27 protein-coding genes and 2 other annotated features are annotated in these 23,527 nt (G+C 33.4%); of the genes, 21 read left to right on the top strand and 6 right to left on the bottom strand.

The window, feature by feature from the left end:
- The 5 genes from COE53_RS03185 (at nt 1) to COE53_RS03205 (ending at nt 5,242) form a co-directional block, all read left to right on the top strand.
- On the top strand, nt 1-912 hold the full coding sequence (locus COE53_RS03185) for a hydroxymethylglutaryl-CoA lyase (RefSeq protein WP_025568302.1): 912 nt from the start codon (nt 1-3) through the stop codon (nt 910-912).
- Nucleotides 913-1,689 carry an enoyl-CoA hydratase-related protein gene (locus tag COE53_RS03190; protein WP_025671249.1) on the top strand — a complete coding sequence of 259 codons (777 nt, stop codon included), beginning with the start codon at nt 913-915 and terminating at the stop codon, nt 1,687-1,689.
- Nucleotides 1,690-1,693: 4 nt separating this feature from the next.
- Entirely contained in the window at nt 1,694-3,223 is a 1,530-nt protein-coding gene (locus tag COE53_RS03195; RefSeq protein WP_069034949.1) for an acyl-CoA carboxylase subunit beta, read from the top strand.
- A gap of 263 nt (nt 3,224-3,486) precedes the next feature.
- Nucleotides 3,487-4,749, top strand: coding sequence for a DUF2157 domain-containing protein (locus COE53_RS03200; RefSeq protein ID WP_025568299.1), 1,263 nt, complete (start codon nt 3,487-3,489; stop codon nt 4,747-4,749).
- Nucleotides 4,739-5,242 (top strand): GDYXXLXY domain-containing protein, encoded by a 504-nt coding sequence (locus COE53_RS03205; RefSeq protein ID WP_069034948.1) that lies wholly within the window; start codon nt 4,739-4,741, stop codon nt 5,240-5,242. The genes COE53_RS03200 and COE53_RS03205 overlap by 11 nt, the downstream gene beginning before the upstream one ends.
- Before the next feature lie 56 nt (nt 5,243-5,298).
- Here the strand turns inward: COE53_RS03205 and COE53_RS03210 are convergent, their stop codons facing one another.
- Nucleotides 5,299-5,865 carry a biotin transporter BioY gene (locus tag COE53_RS03210; RefSeq protein WP_069034947.1) on the bottom strand — a complete coding sequence of 189 codons (567 nt, stop codon included), beginning with the start codon at nt 5,863-5,865 and terminating at the stop codon, nt 5,299-5,301.
- Nucleotides 5,866-6,831: 966 nt separating this feature from the next.
- Nucleotides 6,832-7,060: a binding site (T-box leader), on the top strand.
- Nucleotides 7,061-7,108: 48 nt separating this feature from the next.
- Nucleotides 7,109-7,340, top strand: a binding site (T-box leader).
- A 474-nt stretch (nt 7,341-7,814) separates the two neighbouring features.
- Between COE53_RS03210 and COE53_RS03215 the strand changes: the two genes are divergently transcribed.
- From COE53_RS03215 to COE53_RS03260, 10 genes are all read left to right on the top strand, one after another.
- Entirely contained in the window at nt 7,815-9,551 is a 1,737-nt protein-coding gene (locus COE53_RS03215; RefSeq protein ID WP_025568996.1) for an aromatic amino acid hydroxylase, read from the top strand.
- A gap of 112 nt (nt 9,552-9,663) precedes the next feature.
- The gene (locus COE53_RS03220) at nt 9,664-10,032 is read left to right on the top strand and encodes a VOC family protein (protein WP_025568995.1); all 369 of its coding nucleotides are present in this window, start codon (nt 9,664-9,666) and stop codon (nt 10,030-10,032) included.
- Between the two features lie 277 nt (nt 10,033-10,309).
- Nucleotides 10,310-11,296: a GNAT family N-acetyltransferase gene (locus COE53_RS03225; protein ID WP_098947462.1), complete on the top strand. Its 987-nt coding sequence runs from the start codon at nt 10,310-10,312 to the stop codon at nt 11,294-11,296.
- A gap of 42 nt (nt 11,297-11,338) precedes the next feature.
- Nucleotides 11,339-11,881, top strand: coding sequence for a GNAT family N-acetyltransferase (locus COE53_RS03230; RefSeq protein WP_025568992.1), 543 nt, complete (start codon nt 11,339-11,341; stop codon nt 11,879-11,881).
- Nucleotides 11,882-11,906: 25 nt separating this feature from the next.
- The gene (locus tag COE53_RS03235) at nt 11,907-12,350 is read left to right on the top strand and encodes an SRPBCC family protein (protein ID WP_091023392.1); all 444 of its coding nucleotides are present in this window, start codon (nt 11,907-11,909) and stop codon (nt 12,348-12,350) included.
- Nucleotides 12,351-12,352: 2 nt separating this feature from the next.
- Nucleotides 12,353-13,471, top strand: coding sequence for a GAF domain-containing sensor histidine kinase (locus tag COE53_RS03240; RefSeq protein ID WP_025568990.1), 1,119 nt, complete (start codon nt 12,353-12,355; stop codon nt 13,469-13,471).
- A gap of 13 nt (nt 13,472-13,484) precedes the next feature.
- Nucleotides 13,485-14,132 (top strand): response regulator, encoded by a 648-nt coding sequence (locus COE53_RS03245; protein ID WP_098947464.1) that lies wholly within the window; start codon nt 13,485-13,487, stop codon nt 14,130-14,132.
- Between the two features lie 49 nt (nt 14,133-14,181).
- Nucleotides 14,182-15,135, top strand: a complete 954-nt coding sequence (locus tag COE53_RS03250) for a ketopantoate reductase family protein (protein WP_098947465.1) — start codon at nt 14,182-14,184, stop codon at nt 15,133-15,135.
- Nucleotides 15,136-15,269: 134 nt separating this feature from the next.
- Nucleotides 15,270-15,818 (top strand): NADPH-dependent FMN reductase, encoded by a 549-nt coding sequence (locus COE53_RS03255; RefSeq protein ID WP_069034941.1) that lies wholly within the window; start codon nt 15,270-15,272, stop codon nt 15,816-15,818.
- A 17-nt stretch (nt 15,819-15,835) separates the two neighbouring features.
- Nucleotides 15,836-16,237, top strand: a complete 402-nt coding sequence (locus COE53_RS03260) for a VOC family protein (protein ID WP_025568986.1) — start codon at nt 15,836-15,838, stop codon at nt 16,235-16,237.
- Between the two features lie 155 nt (nt 16,238-16,392).
- Here the strand turns inward: COE53_RS03260 and COE53_RS03265 are convergent, their stop codons facing one another.
- Nucleotides 16,393-16,830 carry a YmaF family protein gene (locus COE53_RS03265; RefSeq protein WP_025568985.1) on the bottom strand — a complete coding sequence of 146 codons (438 nt, stop codon included), beginning with the start codon at nt 16,828-16,830 and terminating at the stop codon, nt 16,393-16,395.
- 174 nt (nt 16,831-17,004) lie between these two features.
- On the opposite strand from COE53_RS03265, the gene COE53_RS03270 reads away from it, so the two are divergent.
- Genes COE53_RS03270 through COE53_RS03280 form a run of 3 tightly spaced genes read left to right on the top strand, consistent with a single transcriptional unit; the run spans nt 17,005 to nt 18,720 of the window.
- Nucleotides 17,005-17,475 (top strand): Lrp/AsnC family transcriptional regulator, encoded by a 471-nt coding sequence (locus tag COE53_RS03270; protein ID WP_025568984.1) that lies wholly within the window; start codon nt 17,005-17,007, stop codon nt 17,473-17,475.
- Between the two features lie 10 nt (nt 17,476-17,485).
- Nucleotides 17,486-18,100 (top strand): LysE family translocator, encoded by a 615-nt coding sequence (locus tag COE53_RS03275; RefSeq protein WP_025568983.1) that lies wholly within the window; start codon nt 17,486-17,488, stop codon nt 18,098-18,100.
- Between the two features lie 23 nt (nt 18,101-18,123).
- Nucleotides 18,124-18,720, top strand: coding sequence for a LysE family translocator (locus COE53_RS03280; RefSeq protein WP_098947467.1), 597 nt, complete (start codon nt 18,124-18,126; stop codon nt 18,718-18,720).
- Between the two features lie 69 nt (nt 18,721-18,789).
- Here the strand turns inward: COE53_RS03280 and COE53_RS03285 are convergent, their stop codons facing one another.
- Entirely contained in the window at nt 18,790-19,038 is a 249-nt protein-coding gene (locus tag COE53_RS03285) for a hypothetical protein (RefSeq protein WP_025568276.1), read from the bottom strand.
- Between the two features lie 273 nt (nt 19,039-19,311).
- Between COE53_RS03285 and COE53_RS03290 the strand changes: the two genes are divergently transcribed.
- On the top strand, nt 19,312-19,740 hold the full coding sequence (locus COE53_RS03290) for an Rrf2 family transcriptional regulator (RefSeq protein WP_025568277.1): 429 nt from the start codon (nt 19,312-19,314) through the stop codon (nt 19,738-19,740).
- A 140-nt stretch (nt 19,741-19,880) separates the two neighbouring features.
- Nucleotides 19,881-20,522 carry an NAD(P)-dependent oxidoreductase gene (locus COE53_RS03295; protein ID WP_025568278.1) on the top strand — a complete coding sequence of 214 codons (642 nt, stop codon included), beginning with the start codon at nt 19,881-19,883 and terminating at the stop codon, nt 20,520-20,522.
- An 84-nt stretch (nt 20,523-20,606) separates the two neighbouring features.
- Here the strand turns inward: COE53_RS03295 and COE53_RS03300 are convergent, their stop codons facing one another.
- From COE53_RS03300 to COE53_RS03310, 3 genes are read right to left on the bottom strand one after another with little or no spacing between them, the layout of a single operon-like run.
- Entirely contained in the window at nt 20,607-21,239 is a 633-nt protein-coding gene (locus tag COE53_RS03300; protein ID WP_025568279.1) for a hypothetical protein, read from the bottom strand.
- Nucleotides 21,240-21,250: 11 nt separating this feature from the next.
- On the bottom strand, nt 21,251-21,655 hold the full coding sequence (locus COE53_RS03305; RefSeq protein WP_025568280.1) for a permease prefix domain 1-containing protein: 405 nt from the start codon (nt 21,653-21,655) through the stop codon (nt 21,251-21,253).
- A complete protein-coding gene (locus COE53_RS03310; RefSeq protein ID WP_025568281.1) occupies nt 21,655-21,981 on the bottom strand; it encodes a PadR family transcriptional regulator in 327 nt (108 codons plus the stop codon). Before COE53_RS03310 ends, COE53_RS03305 begins: the two co-directional genes overlap by 1 nt.
- A gap of 238 nt (nt 21,982-22,219) precedes the next feature.
- On the opposite strand from COE53_RS03310, the gene COE53_RS03315 reads away from it, so the two are divergent.
- Entirely contained in the window at nt 22,220-23,524 is a 1,305-nt protein-coding gene (locus COE53_RS03315; protein ID WP_025568282.1) for an FAD-dependent oxidoreductase, read from the top strand.
- Nucleotides 23,525-23,527 lie beyond the last annotated feature (3 nt).

A 23,527-nucleotide genomic window follows, 5' to 3' on the forward strand; every position in this document is an offset into this window, starting at 1 on the left:
ATGAAGCTACCTCAATCGGCTTTTATAAGAGAAGTAGGTCCACGTGATGGTTTGCAAAATGAAAAACAGTTTGTTTCCACTGAAAAGAAGCTTGAGTGGATCAATTTATTAGTAGAGAGTGGTTTGTCTTATATAGAAGTTTCATCGTTTGTGAGACCAGACTGGATTCCTCAATTAAGTGACTCGGTAGATCTATTTACGAGACTTAAGAAAAAAGATGGGGTTACTTATGCAGCTCTTGTTCCTAATAAAAGAGGGTTAATGAGTGCATTTGAAGTAGATGCAGATGAAATTAATTTTTTTGTTTCTGCTAGCGAAACACATAATTTAAAAAATAAAAACGCGAGTATCGAGCATTCAATGAGCGATATTCGCTCAATGATTACAGAATGTAAAAATAATAAAAAGACTACTAGAGCATATATTTCAACTGTATTTGGTTGCCCATATGAGGGTGCTGTAGACCAAATGAAGGTGATCAATCTGGCAAACCAATTACTAGATTGTGGAGTAGATGAAATTTCCTTAGGCGATACAATTGGAATTGCTAATCCGCTTCAGGTAAATCAATTTTTAGAAAATCTAGTTAAAGAAGTACCAGTTAATCGAATTGCAATGCATTTCCATGATACATATGGTCGTGCTATTGCAAACCTATATACTTCTTTACTATTTGGAATTGAAAAATTTGATTCATCAAATGGTGGACTAGGTGGTTGTCCATATGCACCAGGAGCTAGTGGTAATGTAGCTACGGAAGATGTTGTTTCATTACTTCATAATTTAGGTATTACAACTAATGTGGATGAAAAGAAACTTCATCAAGCTACTTCATATATCTCTGAACAAATGAACTTAAAACCAGTTAGTAAGCTATTTTCCGTATGGAATGGTTCAAAGGAGAGTATTTAAATGGAATCAAGTTTATTAGTAAGTGATATCGGTCATATTAGAATTCTTACTTTAAATCGTACAAATGCAGCTAATTCATTATCACGTGAGTTACTAGATGCTCTTCATGGACAAATGGATGAGTTAAAGAAATCTTCTGTGCGTGCTGTCATATTTACTGGTAGTGGATCATCTTACTTCTGCAGTGGTGCTGATTTAAAAGAAAGAAGAGGCATGACTGAGAGTGAGGCTCGAGAAACTGTAGAAAAAATCGGGACACTTTTTGAAAAAGTGGAAAGATTACCTATGCCAACAATAGCAGCAATCAATGGAGTTGCCCTAGGTGGAGGACTTGAACTTGCTTTAGCGTGTGATTTAAGAATTGCTCATAAAGAAGCAATTGTCGGTTTACCGGAGACATCTTTAGCGATTATTCCGGGTGCTGGTGGTACACAAAGACTTCCACGTTTAATTGGACTTGGGAGAGCGAAAGAACTAATCTTTACTGGCAAACGTTTAAATGCACATGAGGCTGAAGGCTACGGCATTCTAGAACATGTTGTTGAAATAGATGAATTACAAAATAAGGCGCTTGAAATATGCGAAACAATCGCAAGTAAAGGTCCTCTTGCAATCCGTGCAGCAAAAAAGGCAATTCAACGCGGTTTCGATCTTCCATTAGATTTAGGACTAAGATTAGAAACTTATGAATATGAAACTTTACTGCATACAAACGACCGTATGGAAGGTTTAGTAGCATTTCAAGAAAAGCGTAAGCCGCAATATAAAGGAGAGTAATTGCATGTCAAACGAAGCAACATATCAAGCTCGAAAAGAACAAATACTTTCTGGTGGGAAAGAAAAATATCATGAGAGCAATGCCAAAATTGGTAAGCTCTTTGCAAGAGAAAGAATTAATCAACTTTTAGATAAAGACAGTTTCGTGGAAGATGGTTTCTTTGCGAACTGTATGAATGACGAATTTCCAGCAGATGGCATCGTAACAGGTATTGGTAAAATTGATGGCCGTACTGTATGTGTAATGGCGAATGATTCAACTGTAAAAGCAGGTTCATGGGGCGAAAAAACAGTAGAAAAAATCATCCGCATTCAAGAAACATGTTTAAAAATGCTAGTACCACTAATTTATTTAGTGGATTCTGCAGGAGCACGTATTACGGATCAAGTATTCATGTTCCCTGGTAGACGTGGTGCTGGACGTATATTCCACAACCAAATTAAGCTATCAGGTCAAGTACCTCAAATCTGCTTATTATTTGGACCTTCTGCTGCAGGGGGAGCTTATATTCCTGCATTCTGTGATTCAGTATTTATGGTTGAAGGTAATTCTTCAATGTACTTAGGATCACCTCGTATGGCTGAAATGGTAATTGGTGAAAAAGTTACACTCGAAGAAATGGGTGGAGCTAGAATGCACTGTTCAGTTTCAGGCTGCGGAGATGTATTGTGTGAGTCAGAAGAAGAAGCAATTGCGAAGTTAAAAGATTATTTATCTTACTTACCAACTAATTTCAAGCAAGGGGCTCCTATTGTTGAGGCTAAAAATCCTGTTCAAAAGGAAAAGTCTTTAGCAGAAATTATACCAAGCAATCAAAACGTACCATTTTCTATTTATGAATTTATCGACCGAGTAGTTGATGAAGATTCATTCTTTGAAATTAAAAAGCTATTTGCACCTGAACTAGTGACTGGTTTTGCTAGATTAGATGGACGTAGTGTAGGAATTATTGCTAACCAACCGAGAGTTAAAGGTGGCGTATTATTCCATGATTCAGCGGATAAAGCAGCTAAATTCATTAATTTATGTGATGCTTACCATATTCCTTTATTATTCTTAATGGATGTACCTGGTTTCATGATTGGTACTAAAGTAGAGCGTGCAGGAATTATCCGCCATGGTGCAAAAATGCTTTATAGCATGAGTAATGCATCTGTTCCAAAAATCTCAGTTATCGTTCGTAAAGCTTATGGTGCTGGACTATACGCAATGGCTGGCCCTGCATTTGAAACAGACTGTGTCATTGCATTCCCATCTGCTCAGATCGCTGTAATGGGTCCTGAAGCAGCAGTAAACGCAGTGTATGCAAAGAAAATTGCAAGCTTACCAAAAGAAGAACAAGCTGCCTTTATCCAAGAAAAACGTAAAGAGTATGCTGAAGATATCGATATTTACCGCTTAGCATCTGAATTAGTAGTAGATGTAGTTATTCAACCAGAAGAGCTACGTACAGAGCTAATTAAACGTTTTGCTTATTACTCAGAATCATATGAAACTCCTGCTACGAAAAAGCATGGTGTTTATCCGGTATAAGTTATAGAGAAACAGCCCAAAACATAGGGCTGTTTTTTTATTGATATTAAATGAAGGTAATCTACTGTCGTCACTTAGTTCAATCTGTCAAAGCCTAAAGGGGGAATAAATGAATTAAACAAACGTTTGATTCATCATTTCCTTGTAGATTAATAGATATATTCAATAAAATTTTAGATTTAGAGGTAATTTATATATTATTAAGAAATTATAATAATAATGGAAGTAGTTTATTAAGCTGTTACTAAAAGGGGGGAAGTTAAATGAGTAAATTAGATCAAAAGCTAAAAGAATGGCACAAACAGAACTTACTAGATGAAGACTCTTTAAATCGAATACTAGAATATGAAAGGCACCGAACGAAAGCTGAAAAGCAATCGTTTTTAGGGGATATTGTGCCATTTTTAATTGCATTACTTGTAGCATTTGCAATTTTAGCGCTTGTGGGCAGTAACTGGAACGACTTTAGCCAAACTATGAGATTAGTCATTATTTTTGTAACACTATTGGTTTTCCATACAGTTGCATTTATAAGCTATCAAAAGGGTAAAGAGTTGTTTGGGCATTGTTTAAACTTTATTAATGTAATTGGATACGCATGTGCTTTCGTTTTAATTGTACAAATGTATCAATTTTCTAGTGATAGTCCAGTATTTCTAATTACTTGGACGTTGCTCGCGTTTCTTTACTATTATGTATTAAAGCATAATATGTTCTATTATCTTTTCTTAGGAATCGGATTTTTTAGTTTGAGCTATAGTGCTGGAATAGAAACGGCACATGTTTATCTACTTCAATTTCCATTGTTACTTTGTTCAATTTATTTCTTGAGATTAATGCAGAATCGATGGAATACCAGCTTTAATTACACATTTCTAGGCTATATTATCATTATGTTTTTCCAGACATTTTCAGATCGCCAATATATGATGCCAATTATTCTAGTAGTGTTTATTCTTTGGTATTTAAATGAACGTGGAATTATTGATTATATACTACTACCTGTATTTACTATATTCATATGGCTATTCACATTTTTCACCTCATTATTCGGAGGATCATATGATGCAGTTCACGAGTTACAAAAGGAATTTTCTCATGGATTTTTAAAGCCAATTGCAGTGCCACTGTTTAATACGATTATTCTATTAATCCTTTTACTAGCAATCTATACTGTGTACAAGAAGTGGAAGGACCATGAACCGTTTAATAATTATCTTTGGATCTTCTTATTCATATTCTTATTACCGATACTAGGGGTTCAAGATAAATTAGCTAATATGATCGTAGGCGTACTAATATTATTTGCTTATTCATGTATCCGTTTATTTAAAGGTGTTTCAGGTCAGGAAAAAGGAAGCATCATTATAGGTTTTATTACATTTGCCTCACTCGTTATTGGAATTTATACAGGATTTGCCGTTTCATTTATAAGTAAGTCAATTGTGTTTATCATCCTTGCAGTGGTTCTATATTTTGTCTATACCCAATCGAAAAAAGCAAGAGGTGATGAACATGCAAAATAAGAAGAAATTACTTTTACTTTCAATAATTCAATTTGTTTTATTACTAGCTTTACTTGGCAACATTATGTACTTTAAGCAGTCAGCAGATACGTTTAAAATAAAGTCAGAAAGTTTGGATCCAGTAGAACCTTTATTAGGGCATTATGCGGCTCTATCTTATGATTTTGACTCAATAACAATGAAGAATTGGAAAGGTGAAGCTAAACCAAAAGAAGGGGAAAAAGTTTATATTGTCTTTCAAAAGGGACAAAACGATATTTATCAATTTGATTATGTAACCGATCATCGTCCAAAACATTCAAAATACATTAAAGCAACTATTCAATACACATATATTGCTGAAGAGGAAGAAATTGTAATCAACCATAATCTAGGTCGCTTTTATATTCCTGAAAGCCAAATGGACAAATACAATCAAGGCGGAACTAAGTATATTGTTACAGTCCAACAAAAAGGAGATCGATCAGTCGTTAAAGCTGTTGATGTTCAATGAAAATAACCTTTTAATATAAAAAAGAGCTCACATCATAAGAGTGAGCTCTTTTTGTATTACGCTGAAATTTCATCACGTTTTAATAAATTAGCTTTTGCTAAACGTTTTCCAATAATAACACCTAATGCAGATGCTACATAGGCTTTAACTAATCCAAGAATAATGAATGGATAAAATCCGAAAGCCATTGCATCGTGCCAGCTTAGAGAAGCTGCAATTTTTAACCACACAGTACCAAAAATTAACGTTACAAACATTCCAATTGTGTTTGCAATCATTGCATTTAAAACTGTGAACTTAGTTTTTTCAATATAGTAAGCGATGATGAAAATAGTTGGAATAAATCCAATTAAATAACCACCCGTTGAACCCACTAGTACGCCAAACCCCGCAGCACCACCTGCGAAAACCGGAATTCCGATCGCACCAAGTGCTAAATAAAGAAGTAACGAGATTGTTCCGTATTTTTTACCTAAAATTGTAGCTGCTAAGCCGATTGCTAAAGTTTGACCTGTGATTGGAACAGGAGAAAAGGGCAAAGGAATAGATACTTGAGATAGAATACCAATAATTGCTGCAAATAAAGCTGAATTAATAAGCATTTTTAATCTTTCTTGTTGCATTACAAAATCTCCCTCTCTTTATGTTAACTTATTTAATTTGTTAGTTAACATATTATAAATTAATTATATTTTATATAAAAAGATTGTCAATATGTTCAAATTTAAAGAGAGTATTGCTTTAGGAAAATGTCTAATCCCCAATTAAATAAAAAAAGAGTAATTCGAATTCGATTACTCTCCTTTCAAAACTATAATTTTTTTCCCGAATAATTTAATTAATAGCGAGTTCTTTTAATTAATTTGATTACACCATAAATAATTCCAGCAATCATTAAAATTGCAACTGGTAAAACTACAACCATTCCTAACATAAGTTCTCCTAAAATAAATAATTGGATAAATAATCCTAAGTAATTAAGTATACAATACCAAATATTTCCAAACGGTTCAATATTCGAAAGAAACTTATTAATTATTAATCTGTAAAAACTCTGTAAACTAATCGACCAATTATGAGCTTGTAATTTTAGCTTGCAGTATGTTTGCTCAAACACCGATACCAAATGTTAGTTAACTCAATAAAAGGTATCTATACATTTATTAGTGAAGTTAGTAAATGTGTCGGGGAAAAACTTTGTTAATATAATATCTTTTCTTTTCTTTCAAAAAGATGAAGCTGATAAAATAAGTGTGAATTTTCAACGGGAAATTAAGTAAATATTAAAGGGCGAAAATATTTGGCATGAATAAGATTATGGTACTAGTAAATAACCTATATAATAGACTTATCGTTTTATTGATTGACAAATCCTTGTTTAGGCTAGACAGAAAAAGTGTGGTACTACTATAAAACGAGATGCGTAATTAATATTTAGTTTGTGAGTCTAAAGTATATATTTCTAATTAGGTATTTCTATAGGTAAGGGTTTTGATTATATTGAAATAATAAAAACCTCAAAAAAAACAAAAGATAAAAAGTGTTGACATTTACGAAAAATAGGAATAAAGTATGTATTAATTGAATCGCGAAAAGCAATGATAGGAATTTTAGTAGTGGAGTTTTCCCTGTAACAGAGAGCTGGTGGTTGCTGCAAACCAGTACATAGAACACATGAATTACGATCCTAGAGCATCTTCCTCGAAACAAATAGTGAGGGGAAGACGGTGAAGAGCCGTTATGAAATGAAGATATTAGTATTGTTTTTAATACTAATAATTTAGGGTGGTACCGCGAATAGACTATTTCGTCCCTACTGTGCAAACAGTAGGGACTTTTTTATTTTAAGAAAATAATTTAATTAAATAATAAGCAATGAGTGGAACGAAAGTAGTGAAGTTTTCCCTGTGACAGAGAGCTGATGGTTGGTGCAAATCAGTACATAAAACGACATGAATTACAGTCCATGAGCATCTTCTTCGAAACGAATAGTGAGGGGAAGACGGTGAAGAGCCGTTATGAAATGAAGATATTAGTAAGTTTTAGTAAAACAGCTAATAACTAGGGTGGTACCGCGAATTTAAAGTTCGTCCCTACTGTGCAAACAGTAGGGATTTTTTTATGTGCAAAAATCTTGGATGCATGTATAGATGTAACGGAATAAGCTACAAGAGTGGTAAGAGCTTAGAGGAAAAACAAGCTTGTCTTGTTTTGAGTTGTCTAGTTCCAGGCGTTAGCCCCTCGAGGTCATAAGCCAAAGTCCAATAAAAGTAAAAACCAACCTTTATCAGCCTTTGTCTTATGCTTGTCGGGGCTGAGCAAACGCCTTCCACATTTCATGTTTGAAAGGAGTGATGTGTTTGGTTGATTATGACTATAAATACCGAATAAAAAAAGATTTTGTAGAAAGAAGGAGTAATTTGGAAAAAGTAGAAATGGTTAAATGATGGAAACTTGCTTAAAAATGCTCAAAAAAAAGCTTTTAGCAAGATATAGATAGAACGGGTATTTTTAAGAAAGTAGAGTAATAGATTTTTAAGTGAAATAATTTTTAAAAAGGGGAATTGATGACATGAAAGAAGCAGCTTTTGAAACAAAAATAATACCACCTCATTTGAAACAATACTTATCGGAGCAAAATTATGATCTTTACACGCCAATTGATCATGCTGTATGGCGCTATGTAATGAGACAAAATCATCACGCATTAAAAGATAGAGCACATTCTGCATTTGTCGATGGACTTAAGATGTCAGGAATTGAAACGGAAAAAATTCCAAATGTAGCTGAAATGAACGAGTGCCTTTCAAAAATCGGTTGGGGCGCAGGAATCGTTAATGGATTAATTCCAGGCGCTGCATTTTTTGAACTATTAGCAAATGGTATTTTACCAATCGCAACTGAAATTAGACAAATTACGAATATAGAATATACACCTGCTCCAGATATTATTCATGAGGCTGCAGGACACGCGCCAATATTATTTGATCCTGTATTTAGAGAGTACGTACAAAAAATTGGATCAATTGGTGCAAAGGCATTTGCTACAAAAGAAAAACAAGAACTATTTGAAGCAGTTAGAAATTTAACGATTGTAATGGAAGATCCAAAATCGACAGCTGAAGAAAAAGCTGCTGCACAAAGATTAGTTGAAGAAAGACAAAAAGCAATTGTTGGAATTTCAGAAGCTGAAAAAATTTCACGCGTATTCTGGAGAACAGTTGAATATGGTCTAATAGGTGAACTAGATAATCCAAAAATTTACGGTGCTGGTTTATTATCATCAGTAGGTGAAAGCACACATTGCTTTACAGATGCAGTTGAAAGACTACCTTTCTCTATTGAAGCTTCTACATTACAACCGAAAAATATAACTGAAATGCAAGCACAATTATTTGTATGCAAAGATTTCGATGAATTAATGCAAGGCGCTGAAGAATTAGCAAGCACTATGGCATTCCGTGTAGGTGGTACAGAAAGCTTAGATAAAGCTCTTAAATCGAAAAGCGTTGCTACATTTGAATTAAATTCTGGATTAAGTGTAACTGGTATTGTTCATGCAATCATAAAAGACGAAAACGGTGAAGCAATTTACGTCAATACAACTGGCGAAACTGCACTTTCAATAAACAATAAGCAATTAGAAGGTCACGGAAAAGACTACCATGCTAAAGGATTTGGAACACCAATTGGACTTCTAAAAGGTAATATTGAATTAGAAGAATGTGACGATGCTGCACTTAAAAATTTAGGTATTGTCGTAGGAAACTTTGTTGATTTAGAATTCTCAAGCAATGTAAGCGCTTCCGGTAGAATTGTAAATATCATTAAAAATGAAGACAAAGTTGCATTAATCTCATTTGAAGACTGCACTGTTACTTACGAAGGAAAAGAATTATTCAAAAAAGAGTGGGGAACTTTTGATATGGCAGTTGGTTCTCGAGTTGAATCAGCATACCCTGGTGCAGCTGACCCAACATCTTACTTTAGTGATTCAATTAAAGAAGTAGAGTTCGTAATGGAAACACCAGCTCCATTAACTGAATTAGAAAAATTATATAAAGAAGTTAGAGTAATTAGAGAAAAGAATACATTCTGTGATGACTGTATTTCTAAATTAATTGCTGTGCATAATGAGCTTAAACGTGAACACCAAAGTGATTGGTTATTACGTTTAGAATTACTTGAAATAGCTACAGTTAATGCTAAATTAGCGCAAATTGTTGAACCATTAAAAGCGGAATTGGAAGCATTAAGAAAAGAAGATTCTTTAAAGAATCTAATTACAAATGGCTTAAAGCTAGTTTGATAAGTTGGAATATTGGGAAAAGCGTTACTTCTATAGAGGTAATGCTTTTCTTATTTTTTACTTCTGGTAATCTAAAGATATAAACTTTTCATAATGAGAGAGGTGCTAGTCAATGGCATTTGAAGTAAAAGGAATTGATCATATTCAATTAGTTTGTCCAAAAGGTGGAGAGGACGAAGCGAGAAAATTTTATAATGGAATTCTAGGAATGAAGGAATTGCCAAAGCCGGAAAATTTAAAAGGCAGAGGTGGATGCTGGTTTATTTGCGGTAATCAAGAAATTCATATTAGTATTCAAGAAGATTTTATAGCACCTAAAAAAGCTCATCCTGGTTTAATTGTTACAAACATAGAGGCATTAAGAGAGCAACTCCTTCAACTCAACTTTGAAATAAAAGAGGAACCACCAATAGAAGGTCGTACTCGCTTTTTTGTTAATGATCCATTTGGGAATAGAGTCGAGTTTTTAGAATTTCATTAAAGATTATTTGATAAACCACTGTATATAAACAGTGGTTTTTTATTTTTAATTGAATGCTTAGTTAGAATTAAATTGTTAATTTTAAGAAAATTGATATGATTTAATTAACAAATACAAAAGAAGGTTGTTGAATTTTACTAGATGAGAGAGCATTATTCAGCTATAAGCAGGAAGTAATGCTCTTTTTATGGAACTAGTAATGAGTGAATATCAATACAATTAGAATAGTCTGGATTATCAAGCGGTTGCACTTGTATAAGTTGCAAGGAGGTTTGTTATGAAATTTATCGCATTCGAAAATATACACTTAGAAGAAGCGGCTAGTCTTTTGGCTATCCGTCATATGTATGACCGAAGTAACAACCCTGAATTACCATCTAAATTTGAAGAGGCTACGTATGCTAAGAAAGCTATTGAGGCACTTTTTAATGAAAAGGATAGTTTTGGTATTGCAGCGGTGAAAGATTCCGAGTTAGTTGGCTATATGATTGGGTCAATTCAAACAGATAAAAATCGAGAACGTCATACATGGATTAAGTATGCAGGTATGGCTATAGCTGAAAGTGAATATGTAGAATTATATCGTGAATTATATGCAGAGTTTGCCAAGAAAATGGTAGTGCTTGGTTCGTTTAATCATTACGTAATGGTACCAAGTGGAAATAAGTCAACTTTAGATGCTTGGCTTCGTTTAGGATTTGCCTATGAACAGGTTCATGGTTTACGTGATTTGTCAGTTTCGTCGGATAAAGTATTTGAAGATATTCAAATTCGATTGGCAACTAGTGAAGATGAAAAAAGAATCCGTGAATTAGCAACCGTAATCATGGAACACCAAGCGAAGTCACCTGTATTTGCACCAGGGTTTATTGAAGAAAGAGATGACTATCAGGAAGGTTACGCAGAAATTATTAATGATGAAGCGGCAACATTATGGTTAGCGCTCTATCAAAATGAGATTGTAGGTCTTCAAGTATTTGAATCAGCTACAGCATCTGATGAGAATTTATTAACACCTGAATCTTGCATTAGTTTAGTAATAGGAGCAACGGTCGAATCTTCTCGCGGAATAGGTGTTAGTAAGGCCTTATTACAGCATGGACTTACTTTTGCTGAAAAAGAAGGCTATAAACTTTGCGAAACAGATTGGAGAATAACGAATTTACAATCCTCGAGATTCTGGCCAAAAAATGGTTTTAAACCGATAGCGTACCGTCTAGTCCGTAAAATCGATCCTAGAATTATATGGGCAACAGGCGTTTAATGGGTTAGGAAAAGCAGGGAAATTAGGGAGTGTAGGAAAAAGATGAAATTAGTTGGTAATAATATATATTTAAGACATTTAGAAGTTGCAGATGCAGAAGATTTTTTATCTTACGAAGTTCGAAATAGAGAGTTTTTTAAACCTTTTACATATATAAAAGACGAAAGTTTCTATACTTTGGAAGCTCAGCAAGATCGTATTAAGTCATATAAAGAGAAAAGCGACAATGATCTGTATTATGGCTTTGGTATCTTTTTAAAGGAAACAGATGCTTTTATAGGTTTTACGATGCTAGCAGAGGTTTTAAGAGGAGATTTACAAAGTTGTTTTGTTGGTTATTCTTTAGATGAACAACATAATGGTAAAGGATATACAACTGAAGCTGCAAAGTTAGTTGTAGAATATGCCTTTAATGAATTAAAATTGCATCGCCTTGAAGCGGGTGTAATGCCGCATAACATTGGTTCAATAAGAGTATTAGAAAAGGCGGGTTTCCATAAAGAGGGAATTGCCAAGAAAAATGTACGTATAAATGGGAAATGGGAAGATCACCAAATGCTAGCTATTATTAATGAAAATGAATAACTATATACCTTTTGGAGGGATTAATATGAATATTATTAGTTATCCAGATTTATCGAGTAGACCACATAGTCTCACTGTGGAACGAGTAATGGAAAATACTATCGATGTTTTGTATGAAGCTTGGACAAAAAGATTCGGTGATTGGTTTGCTGCGCCAGGTTCGGTAATTATGAAGGCAGAGGTTAATTCTGTATTTTTCTTTGAGACCCATTTTGAAGATAAACGCCATCCTCATTATGGTCGCTTTTTAAAACTTGAGCATAATCAACTTGTTGAGATTACTTGGTTCACTTCTGGATCTAAAACGGAGACGGTAGTCACTGTAGAGTTTTCAACAAATGAAAGTGGAGCGACAGTTATTAGATTGACTCATGCAGGATTCCCAGATGAATTATCAAGAGACCAACACGAACAAGCGTGGCCGATGGTGCTTGAACAACTTGATCGTCGAATGAAGGAATTAGCCTAAGTATGAAAAAAGAATCATTTCTTTTAGAGCTACAAGTATTAAAAGAAATTGCCGAAATATTAAACGAGGGTACTGATCTATACAGTACCCTCAATTGTGCCTTAGCCAAGTTAGTTCAAGTTACGGGTTTAGATACAGGATGGATCTTTTTAATTGATAAAAATGGGGACTTTGAATTAGTTGCTTCACATAAATTACCTCCAGCTCTTATGAACGAAGAGGCTAAGCCAATGTGCAATGGAGATTGTTGGTGTGTAGATAAATATAATACCGGAAGACTTAACAAGGCATCAAACATTATGGAATGTAAAAGATTAGAAGACTCAATTATTCATAAGTGGGGAGAAACAAATGGTGTCACCCATCATGCGACTGTACCATTGCAAGCAGGTGAAGAATCTTTTGGTTTATTAAATGTAGCTGCCTCTAATAAATTAAAATTTGATCAGGAAGAATTAAATTTACTAGGTGCAGTTGCATTACAAATTGGAACAGCAATTAAACGAATTCAATTAACAGAAAAGGTAAAAGAGTTTGAGCTGATTCAAGAAAGAAATCGCCTTGCAAAGGACCTACACGACTCAGTTAGTCAATTATTGTTTTCGATTAATGTAACTGCTAAAGCAGGGGCAAATGTATCCGACAGTCCGAAGTTAAAGGATACATTTAATCATATTCAACAAATTGCCCAAGAAGCACAAGCAGAAATGAAAGCATTAATATGGCAGCTTAGACCACAAGGGATTGAAAAAGGAATAGTTAGTGCATTAATTAACTATGGTGAAATGCTAGGATTAAAAGTAATTAGTAATGTAAAAGGAACAACGATATTACCTTCTAAAATAGAAGAAACATTATGGCGCGTAGGTCAGGAAGCGTTTAATAATTGTAGAAAACATTCAGGACAAAATACGGTATATTTACAGTTATCAATCAGTACAAAGAAAGTTAAAATGACGATTCGAGATCAAGGTGTAGGTTTTATCTGCCCAAAGGATGTACAAATTCCAACATTAGGTTTGAAAAGCATGAAGGAAAGAGTCGAATCGATAAAAGGGTCGTTTTTAGTTGAAAGTGATTTGAATAAAGGAACAAAAATTACGACGAATATCCCTTTTTAAGAAGGAGAGTTTTATGTCTATTAAAATATTAATTGCTGATGATCATCATGTAGTTAGGAGAGGACTTATTTTTTTCTTAAATACGCAAGATGATATCGAAGTTATTGGAGATGCATCGAACGGAGAAGAGGCATTAAGCTTAGTAAAAGAGTTAAGACCTGATATTGTCATCATGGATTTATCAATGCCAGTTCTAGATGGAATTGAAGCTACCAAAAGAATAAAAATAGAAGGCTTAGCAGTTAAAGTAATGATTTTAACTAGTTTTTATGATCAAGATCATATTTTACCTGCAATTGAAGCGGGTGCAGCGGGATATTATTTAAAGGATAGTGATCCAGATGAACTCGTTTCCGCGATCCGAAAGATATACGATGGGGAAAAACAGTTTCATTCGAAGGTTACGACGCAATTAGTTTCTGCTTTAACTGGGAAGATAGAAACGAAGAACGATGAGTCATTTCAAGACAAATTAACTAAGCGAGAAATGGATGTATTGAAGGAAATTACGAGGGGTAAGAGTAATAAAGAAATAGCAGCATCATTATTTATTACAGAAAAAACTGTAAAAACCCATGTTTCGAATATTTTAGCCAAGACTCAGCTTCAAGATCGAACTCAATTGGCACTATATGCAGTACGAAATGGGATTTTGAAATAGACATTAGTAAGTTACAGATTTTTACTTTTTAATAGAAAGGAAGAGTGTAATGCGAATTCTTGTATTAGGAGCTGGAGGAATTGGCGGCTATTTTGGAGGACGCTTAGTAGAAAAGGGAGAAGATGTTACATTTCTAGTACGAGCTAATCGGAAAAAACAGCTAGAGGAAAATGGTTTAGTCATTCGGAGTGTGAATGGTGATTTTTCATTTCAACCGAATCTAATTACTGCAAAGAGTCCTGCCGAGATTTTTGACATCGTACTTTTCTCAACTAAGTCATATCATTTAAGCAATGCCATTCTGGATGTAAAACCATTCGTAGGCGATCAAACTGTTATTTTACCACTTTTGAATGGTATTGCTCATCTAAATCCCTTAAAGCAGGCATTTGGTGAAGAAAAGGTTATAGGCGGTTTATGTTTTATCGAAACTACTTTAAATGAAGCAGGGGAAGTTGCTCAAACAAGTAAAGCTGCTAGACTTGTATTTGGTGAATTCTTAAGTAAAGAAACTGACCGTATTAAAAAAATTGCTGATGCATTTAGCGGTTCAAAAGCTGACTTTGTCCATAGTAAGCAGATTGAACGAGATATGTGGCACAAATATTTGTTTATTACTGTAATGTCTGGCGTAACGTCTCTTATGCGTGCTCCTATTGGCCCAATTAGAGAAAGTGAAGGTGGAAGAGCTATTATCAGTGAATTATTTGAAGAATGCGCTAATATTATGAGGTCCCATGGTGCGCCAATTTCTGAAAATATTGTGGATGAGCATATGAAATCAATCGATGCTCTTGGATATGATATGAAATCATCTTTGCAGAGGGATATGGAAAAAAATTCGTTAGTAGAAGGGGACCATTTGCAAGGGCATTTACTAGAACTTGCAAAGAAAAAGGATATAATTGCTAAATTACTTGAATTAGTTTATCAAAATATTAAAGTTTATCAAAAAATGAATCAAGATCATAGTAATCAAGAAACCGAACGTCTTTCAGTTTGAAATCTACAACTTTAGTTGTAGATTTTTTTTATTTTTATATACTCCTAAACGTGTAGAAAAGTTCTATCAAATGACCGAAGTTCGGACATTATGAATTGACTATACTAAAGGTACGAATTAAAGGAGTGGAAAATATGAATATTTTAATGATTAATGGTAGTCCAAGAAAAGAAGGTCGTACAGGTAAATTAGCGACAATCATCTCGAAAAAATACAATGTAAAAACAATTGATTTAAGTGAACTAGTGTTACCAATTTATAATGGTCAAGAGGAGCAAAATGAAATTGCTACTATCCAAAAACTAAGATCACAGCTAGAAAATGCTGATGCTATGATCATTGCAACACCGGAATATCATGGTGGAATGAGCGGAGCATTAAAAAACGCTTTTGACTTTTTAGGAAGTAAGCATTTTAAAGATAAGCCAGTTGCAATTTTGGCTGTAGCCGGTGGAGGAAAGGGTGGAATTAATGCACTTAACAATATGAGAATTGTTTTAAGAGCATTATATGCAAATGTTTTATCGAAACAAGTTGTGATTGACCCATCAGACTTTATGTCAGAAGGTACTACGTTAGAAGAAAATACATCTTATTCAGTAGATAGCATATTTCAAGAATTGAAGCTCTATACTCAAATTTCAAAAAAGCTAAATGAAGAATGGGTTGCATCAAATTATTAAAGGATAAGGTGATAACATTGAAAAACTGGGTTCAGTTTAGAATTGCAAGACCTACAAACCAATTAGCTGAAATAAGTAAATTCTATGGTGAAGGACTTAGATTAAAAACCGTGGGCAGTTTTCAAAATCATAATGGGTATGATGGAATCATGTTCGGATTACCTGATGTTGAATACCATTTAGAATTTACTCAACATATTGATGGAAGTCCATGTCCTGCTCCAACAAAGGATAATCTTTTAGTATTTTATATACCTAATAAAGCTGAAATAGATTTGGTCAAAAATCGATTAAATAATATGGGGTATTTTGCAGTTGAACCTGAGAATCCTTATTGGCGCGGAAAAGGTATTACATTCGAAGACCCAGATAGATGGAGGGTTGTGTTAATGAATACTGAAGGATTGAAGAATACTTAAGATTTCATATTCGAAAAAACACGATGGAGAGCCTTTTATGGAAGGTTCTTCATCGTGTTTTAATATTGTGTAGTCTGAGGTCTTTAATTTATTAGGATATAAATTATGTATATTATGCTTAATAAAATATACATAAATTGAAATTTACAATTGCCTTAAACTAATGGTCTATCAATTAAAGTAGCGAATTCCAGATCGTGTTCATGATCATCATTGATCGTTGTCATTCCTTTGACAAAGTGAACATGCTTACCGTTTCCTACCGGAATAGGAGGACCAGTTTCAATAATAACCTCGTGATGATGATCTAGAAAATCTGTATTTACTACAATTCGGTGTACATGACTATGTCTTCCTTTGGGAATGACTTCACTTGTAACTCCAGCAAAGCGATGATTATGTCGATCGTCATCTTCTTCTGCCAATTTAGTGCTAGCTACAAATTCATGTACATGTGTTTGAGGTTTTTCTTCTTTTGGTTTTACTTCTTTCTCTTCATTAGACTCTCTTTCATTTTCTTCATTTAACTCTCTTTCTCTTTCTTTTTCTCTTTCCCTTAGTCTTTTTCGATATTCAAACGGGTCTCTTTTCACAAAATGACGCCCCCTTCGATAAAGATTGTCTTCCTTTTTTATCTTATTAGTACTTGTAAATAAATATGTTTATTAAACGTGCATATTAGATTGTATTTTTACTCAGAAACATTGAAATACTTTCATAAAATAAGTAAAATGGAATAAATACTTACAAAAAGAAGGTTTGAGTAGATGGATGCTTTCGATTTAAAAATTATTAATCATTTAATGGATAATTCAAGAATAAAGTGGGCGGATTTAGCTAGTGAAGTTGGCTTGTCAGCTCCGGCTACTGCTGAACGAGTTAACCGATTAGTTGAACAAGGTGTAATTAAAGGATTTGGTGTGCTAGTTGATTCAGAAAAAGTTGGAAGTGAATTAACTGCCTTTGTAGCTGTCTCGCTTGAGCGACCTGAAAATCGAGCTCCATTTTTAGAGCTTGTTAATCAATTAGAGGAAGTGCAGGAATGTCACCATATTGCGGGTGAAGATGATTATTTACTAAAAATAAGAAGTAGAAATACAAAAGACTTGGATCGAGTAATTAGCCATGAAATAAAAGGGTTAAAGGGTGTAATAAGAACAAAAACAACAATTGTAATGGATACAACGAAAGAAACCTTTCGACTGCCATTACAAAAAAATAAATTTTCTATAGAGTAGGGAGGGCAACATGAATTTTGAATTTTACATTAAAGGATTAATAATTGGCCTATCAATTGCTGCACCTGTTGGCCCAATTGGGGTACTGTGTATTCGTAGAACTCTAGCGTATGGAAGAATGGTTGGTTTAGTTTCTGGTCTTGGGGCTGCTACTGCTGATGGTATTTATGGCTTAGTTGCAGGCTTTGGATTAACTGTAATTATGAATTTTTTGATTGGTCAGCATTTTTGGATTCAGTTAATCGGTGGTTTCTTCCTCTGTTATTTAGGTGTAAAAACACTTATTTCAAAAGCCAGTTATACTCAATCTGATACGCAGAAGAAAAATATAATGAATGCGTTTTTATCAGTTTTATTTTTAACGCTAACAAACCCAATGACAATTCTATCATTTATCGCCATTTTTGCGGGATTAGGAATCTCAAATTCAAATAGCAATATTGTTTCTTCCGTTATTTTAGTATTAGGTGTATTTTGTGGTTCAAGTTTATGGTGGGTAATATTAAGCAGTGGTGTGGGACTATTTAGAACTCGAATCAATGATCGTTCTTTAACATTAATTAACCGTTTATCAGGTATTATTATTATTATTTTTGGTTGTATAGCTTTATATGGATTAATGTAAAGTAAGCGTAAGAGGGTATTTAGATGTTATTAATAAAAAGTTTTATTTTAGGTTTATCAGTTTCAGCACCTATAGGCCCGGTTGGTTTATTGTGCATACAAAGAATTTTATCTAAAGGAAAAACAGCTGGATTTATGACAGGATTAGGCGCATCTTCAGCTAACTTATTTTACGTTAGTATTGCCGCGTTTGGTTTTTCTATTGTTTCATCATTTTTAATTGAGCAGGAATTTGTTCTTCGAATCGTAGGTGCAATATTTTTATTGTATTTAGGAATTAAAACCTTTCTAAAAAGACCTGCTAAAACTGCCTCGAATTTGAAGGGTGAAAGCATGGTTAGCATGTTTATCTCTACATTTTTATTAATGATCACAAATCCTGTAACAATTTTAAACTTTGTAGCAATGTTTGCAGGGGTGGGTTTTGATCAAAGTTCCACATCTATAGAATCAACAGTTTCATTAATTATAGGTGTTTTTTTAGGTGCAGTTTCTTGGTGGTTTATTTTAAGTAGCGTAGTTAGTTTGTTTCGAAATAAAATTATAACTCACTTAGGTTTAGTAAATAAAATGGCTGGTTTAATGATTGTTGTTTTAGGAATTATTTCATTTATTAAGTAAAGAAGGAAGCTATATACTAATAGCTTCTTTTTTTTTGCTGTTTCCTAGAATTGAATAGAAAGTCTTTTATTAATTGTAAAAAAACATAACATACCAAATTCCAATCGTTAGGAATGCGCCTAATGCAATAAATATTGCTTTATACACCCAATGAGGCAAAAAGAACAATATAGCACCTATTCCACTTACACCATTTCCTCCAACTCCACTATTTTTTAAATCTGCATGTGCTTCTTTTTTATACATAATTCCAAAGACCAGCAAAAACAAGCCTATTATCGTAAAGTAAATTAGATAAGCAATATCATTTCCATTCATTTTCTTCGCCCTTTTTATGAATCTTTCTTATAATTTAAGGATAAATTACCTATCATTGCTGTTTAACCATTTTTTTCCATCTATAAGTTAAATTTAACCATTAAGATACTGGTCTGAGTTTACTTCTAATAGTAGCCATAAACGATTTTCTGCTGTTTAACTTGCTTTATTAAATAAAAAAATATAGTATCGATCATAAATTTGTGTAAAATAAATATTATTGACAATTAATAAATGTTGTAACTATAATAGTTACATCGGAGGTTGAATCCTATGAAAATCAGTAGTCGTTTTACCGTTGCTGTTCATATTTTATCTTTGGTCACGATTGAGAATAGTGCGCTTTGTACTTCCGAATGGATTGCAGGAAGTGTAAATACAAATCCAGTCGTAATTAGAAGAGTAATGGGAAAACTTAAGAATGCTGGCTTAATTCAAGTCCGTCGAGGAACCGGTGGAGCTTCACTTCGTAAGCCGTTAAATGAAATTACTCTTTTAGATGTTTATAGAGCAGTTGAAGTTGTAGAAGAAGGAGAACTTTTTCAATTTCATGAGAAACCGAATCCTAAATGTCCAGTAGGTGCAAATATCCAAGCAGTGCTAGAACTAATCTTAAATCGAGCACAAGATGCAATGGAAAAAATACTGGATGAAGTTACTATGGAAGAATTAGTTACAGTATTAAGCAAAAAAATTGGATAGTATCATTCAATTTTTTTTATAAATGATGTAACTGGTGTTGTTACATCTATATATTATATTTTTTTAAACTAGTTGTAACTATTTTAGTTACGACTTTGAGTTCAAAACAATTTTTAAAGAATTAAGGAGGAAGAAAAAAGATGAAAATTGGTATTATTGGAGCAACAGGAAAAGCAGGTAACCTTATTTTAAAAGAAGCAGTAGAAAGAGGACATGAGGTAACAGCAATCGTAAGAAATGCTTCTAAATTAACAAATAAAGAAGTATCAGTATTGGAAAAGGATTTATTAGATCTAAATTCAGCTGACTTAAAGCAATTTGATGTTGTTGTAAATGCATTTAAAGCAGCTGAAGGCCAAGAGAATCTTTATATTGAAGCTGGGAATGTTTTAATAAATGCTTTAAAAGGTGTTAACGATACTAGATTAATCGTAGTTGGTGGAGCTGGAAGCTTGTATGTTGATGAAGAAAAAACGATTCAATTAGTTGACACACCTGAATTTCCAAAAGAATATTATGCTACTGCATCAAATATGACAAAAGGTCTTCACGACTTACAAAAAACAACTGATATTAATTGGACATTTATTAGTCCAGCAGCATTTTTTGATCCGAATGGTAAACGAACTGGGGCTTATCAAAAAGGAAAAGACAATTTTATTGTTAATAAAAAAGGTAATAGCTACGTAAGTTATGCTGACTATGCAATTGCATTATTAGACGAGATTGAAAATCCACAGCATATTAACGAACGATTTACTTTGGTTTCTGAAGCAGAATAAGTCCGTGAAGCGATTCTTTATGAGAATCGCTTTTTCTTATTTATAAAAAATGGACCTCATTGTATGAAGTCCACCAATTAGTGCCTATATTTGTTTCTTTTTATAACTATAAAAATACATACTTAAAGGCCACCAAATAACTGCAAAAATTGGATATACAGCCCAAATTGTATCTGGGGATGAAATGATATTTACAATGATAAAGAAAAGACTAATTAGTATGCTAGCTGTAAACGAAAATGCTACAAACGATTTTCTATTCGCATGATAAATGGATAAAGGCCACCAAATAATTGCAAATGCCGGATAAATGACCCAAAGATAATCTGGAGATGAGATAAAATTCAAAAGCCCATAGTATGCGATTGTAATGATACTGCCAAGGAGTGCAATCGGTAATGTTCTAGCATTCTTACCTAAATGCATGAGAATTGGCCAACTAATAATTGGAAAGGCAGCATAGAAAAACCAAAGATAATCAGGAGAGTGAATTAAGTTTTCCGTTAACAAGAAAGCAAGGAGTACGATACTACTAAAGATTGAGAATTGTTTCGTCGATCTTTTTCCAATGAAATATAAACTAATTGGCCAAAATAAAATGAAAAAACATGGGTAAATGAACCAAATCGTGCTAGGAGATGTAATAAAATTAACGAGCATAAAAAAGACCATTGTCATAATACAGCCTGCAGTTGCAAAACCGATATAATTTTTCACTGTGCTTCACCTCACTTTTTACGTTGCCAGTAGAAATACATTGAAAGAGGCCACCATAATAGACCAAACGTTGGGTACACAAACCATATAGTCTGTGGAGTGTAGTAAAAATTAATAAATAAGAATAAAGCAATTAGTAATCCACTACCCCAAATTGAATAGGATAAATTTAGTTTTGCAAAATTTGCTTTCTTGCTATCTGGTTTTTTAACACCAAGTTCTCTCTTTAATTCCTCAATGTCCCCAAATTCTACAATCGCTTTGTTTATAGCATCTTCTTCGTCCTTACCATTTTCCATTAAAAACATGACTTTTTCTTCTAAGTTCTGAATAATCTCTTGTTTAACTATTTCTGATTGTTCAGTTTTAGGAACATCTTTAAATAGTTCTTCAATATGATTTCTAATTTTTTTCATTATTTCTCCTCCATGAATAGATCAATAATTTCTTTTACTTCTTGCCATTCTTTTACTAATTCACTTAAATATGCTTTACCTAATGAAGTGATTTTGTAATATTTTCTTTTTCCACCGTGTGTAATATCGCCAAAATAAGCTTCCACTAATTCCTTTTTTTCTAAGCGCTGAAATACAGCGTATAATGTTGCTTCTTTTATTTGAAACCGATTGTCTGTCCGTAATCCAATTTCTTGAGAAATCTCATATCCATAGCGGTCTTTCTCAGAAATAAGTTTTAATATGATTGAGTCAAGATGCCCGCGTATGATGTCACTTCTTACCATAATTCACCTATTCACCTTCTATAAGATTATTCTATCTGATAGAGTAATGTTAACAATAATTACTCTATCTGTCAAAGTAATTTTATGTGATTCTATTTTTGACTATTCGTAGGAAATGAAATAGGCCCGTCCGAAGCCTAAATAAATTATTTTTCCTATTCCTGCTCTACTATATGTCACATTTTTTGTATTTCATTCGTCTTAATTAGTGAAGAAAAGGAAAGGGAGAGATAATATTATGAAACTAAATCAAATAGATGGTCATCAAAAATGGGATGTTACTGTATTAGGTGGTGGTATTGCTGGATTAACTGCATCGATCTACTTAGCTCAAGCAGGTAAAAAAGTACTTCTATTGGATAAAGCATCTAAATTAGGTGGGAGAGGTATTTCGAATACAATTGGCGATGCATATTTAAATCTTGGAGCACACGCATTATATATAAACTGTATCGAAATTTTAAATGAGGTTGGTGTTACTGTTTCTGGCAGGGTTCCAAAATTGAGTGGTGCATTTATTCTTGGTGATCAATTTAGTCAAATGAAAATAATCGAAGCATTTAATTTATTTTTGGGTAATCATTTAAAATGGAAAGAAAAAATGGAATTTATTCGATTTTACCGACATATTCGTAAAATGGATTTAGAGGAAATCAATCATATTAGTTTAGAAGAATATTTAAATCGAAAAATAACAAGTCGTCGTGTAAAGAATTTAATTTTAGCTTTTATACGTGTATCTACTTTTACAAGTAATTCTGAATTAATAAGTGCAGGAGTGGCAATTGGTCAGCTTCGTAGCGCGAAAGTTATGTATATAAACGAAGGATGGCAATCAATTGTTAATGACCTAATTAAAAAGGCGAATCAACTTGGTGTTACGATTCAAAATAGTACAGTAGTGTCTAAAATCACTGGAACTTATCCAAACATAAATCTTATTTTGAAAAATGATACTAGGATCAACACGAGCTGTTTGTTATCGACAATTAATCCAATTGATTTTGTTAAGTTAATAGATGAGCCAATCTCAGATTCATTTTTACAAAAATGTAATCAAACGATTCCTGTAAAAGCTGCATGCCTTGACCTTGTAATGAATGGTTTACCAAATCCAAAACTCAACTTTGCTTTAGGAGTTGACCAACCGTGGTATTTTTCAAATCATTCATCAGTCGCGAAATTATCGAATAAAGAAGGCGAAATTGTAGTTCATCTAATGAAATATTTAAACTCGGTCAACGAAACAGATTCTGAAAAAGATGAGGTAGAACTAGAAAGCTTACTTGATTTGCTTCAACCAGGTTGGAGAGACTATGTAATTTCACGTCGCTATCTTCCTAAGCTTATCGTTTCTAACGACATAAAAAAGCCATTTCATAAATTAGACAATCATTTATCAAATAGTGATATTGGCTTAGAAGGTATTTATATTGCAGGAGACTGGGTGGGGGAGACAGAACTTCTATTGAATGCATCTTTAACGAGTGCTAAAAATGCTACTAAACTAATAAATGAGAAGCTTGAACTTCAACTAATTTAAAAT

The sequence above is a fragment of the Bacillus sp. AFS029533 genome (genome assembly GCF_002585125.1).
In the GTDB taxonomy this organism is placed as follows: Bacteria; Bacillota; Bacilli; order Bacillales; family Bacillaceae_G; genus Gottfriedia; species Gottfriedia luciferensis_B.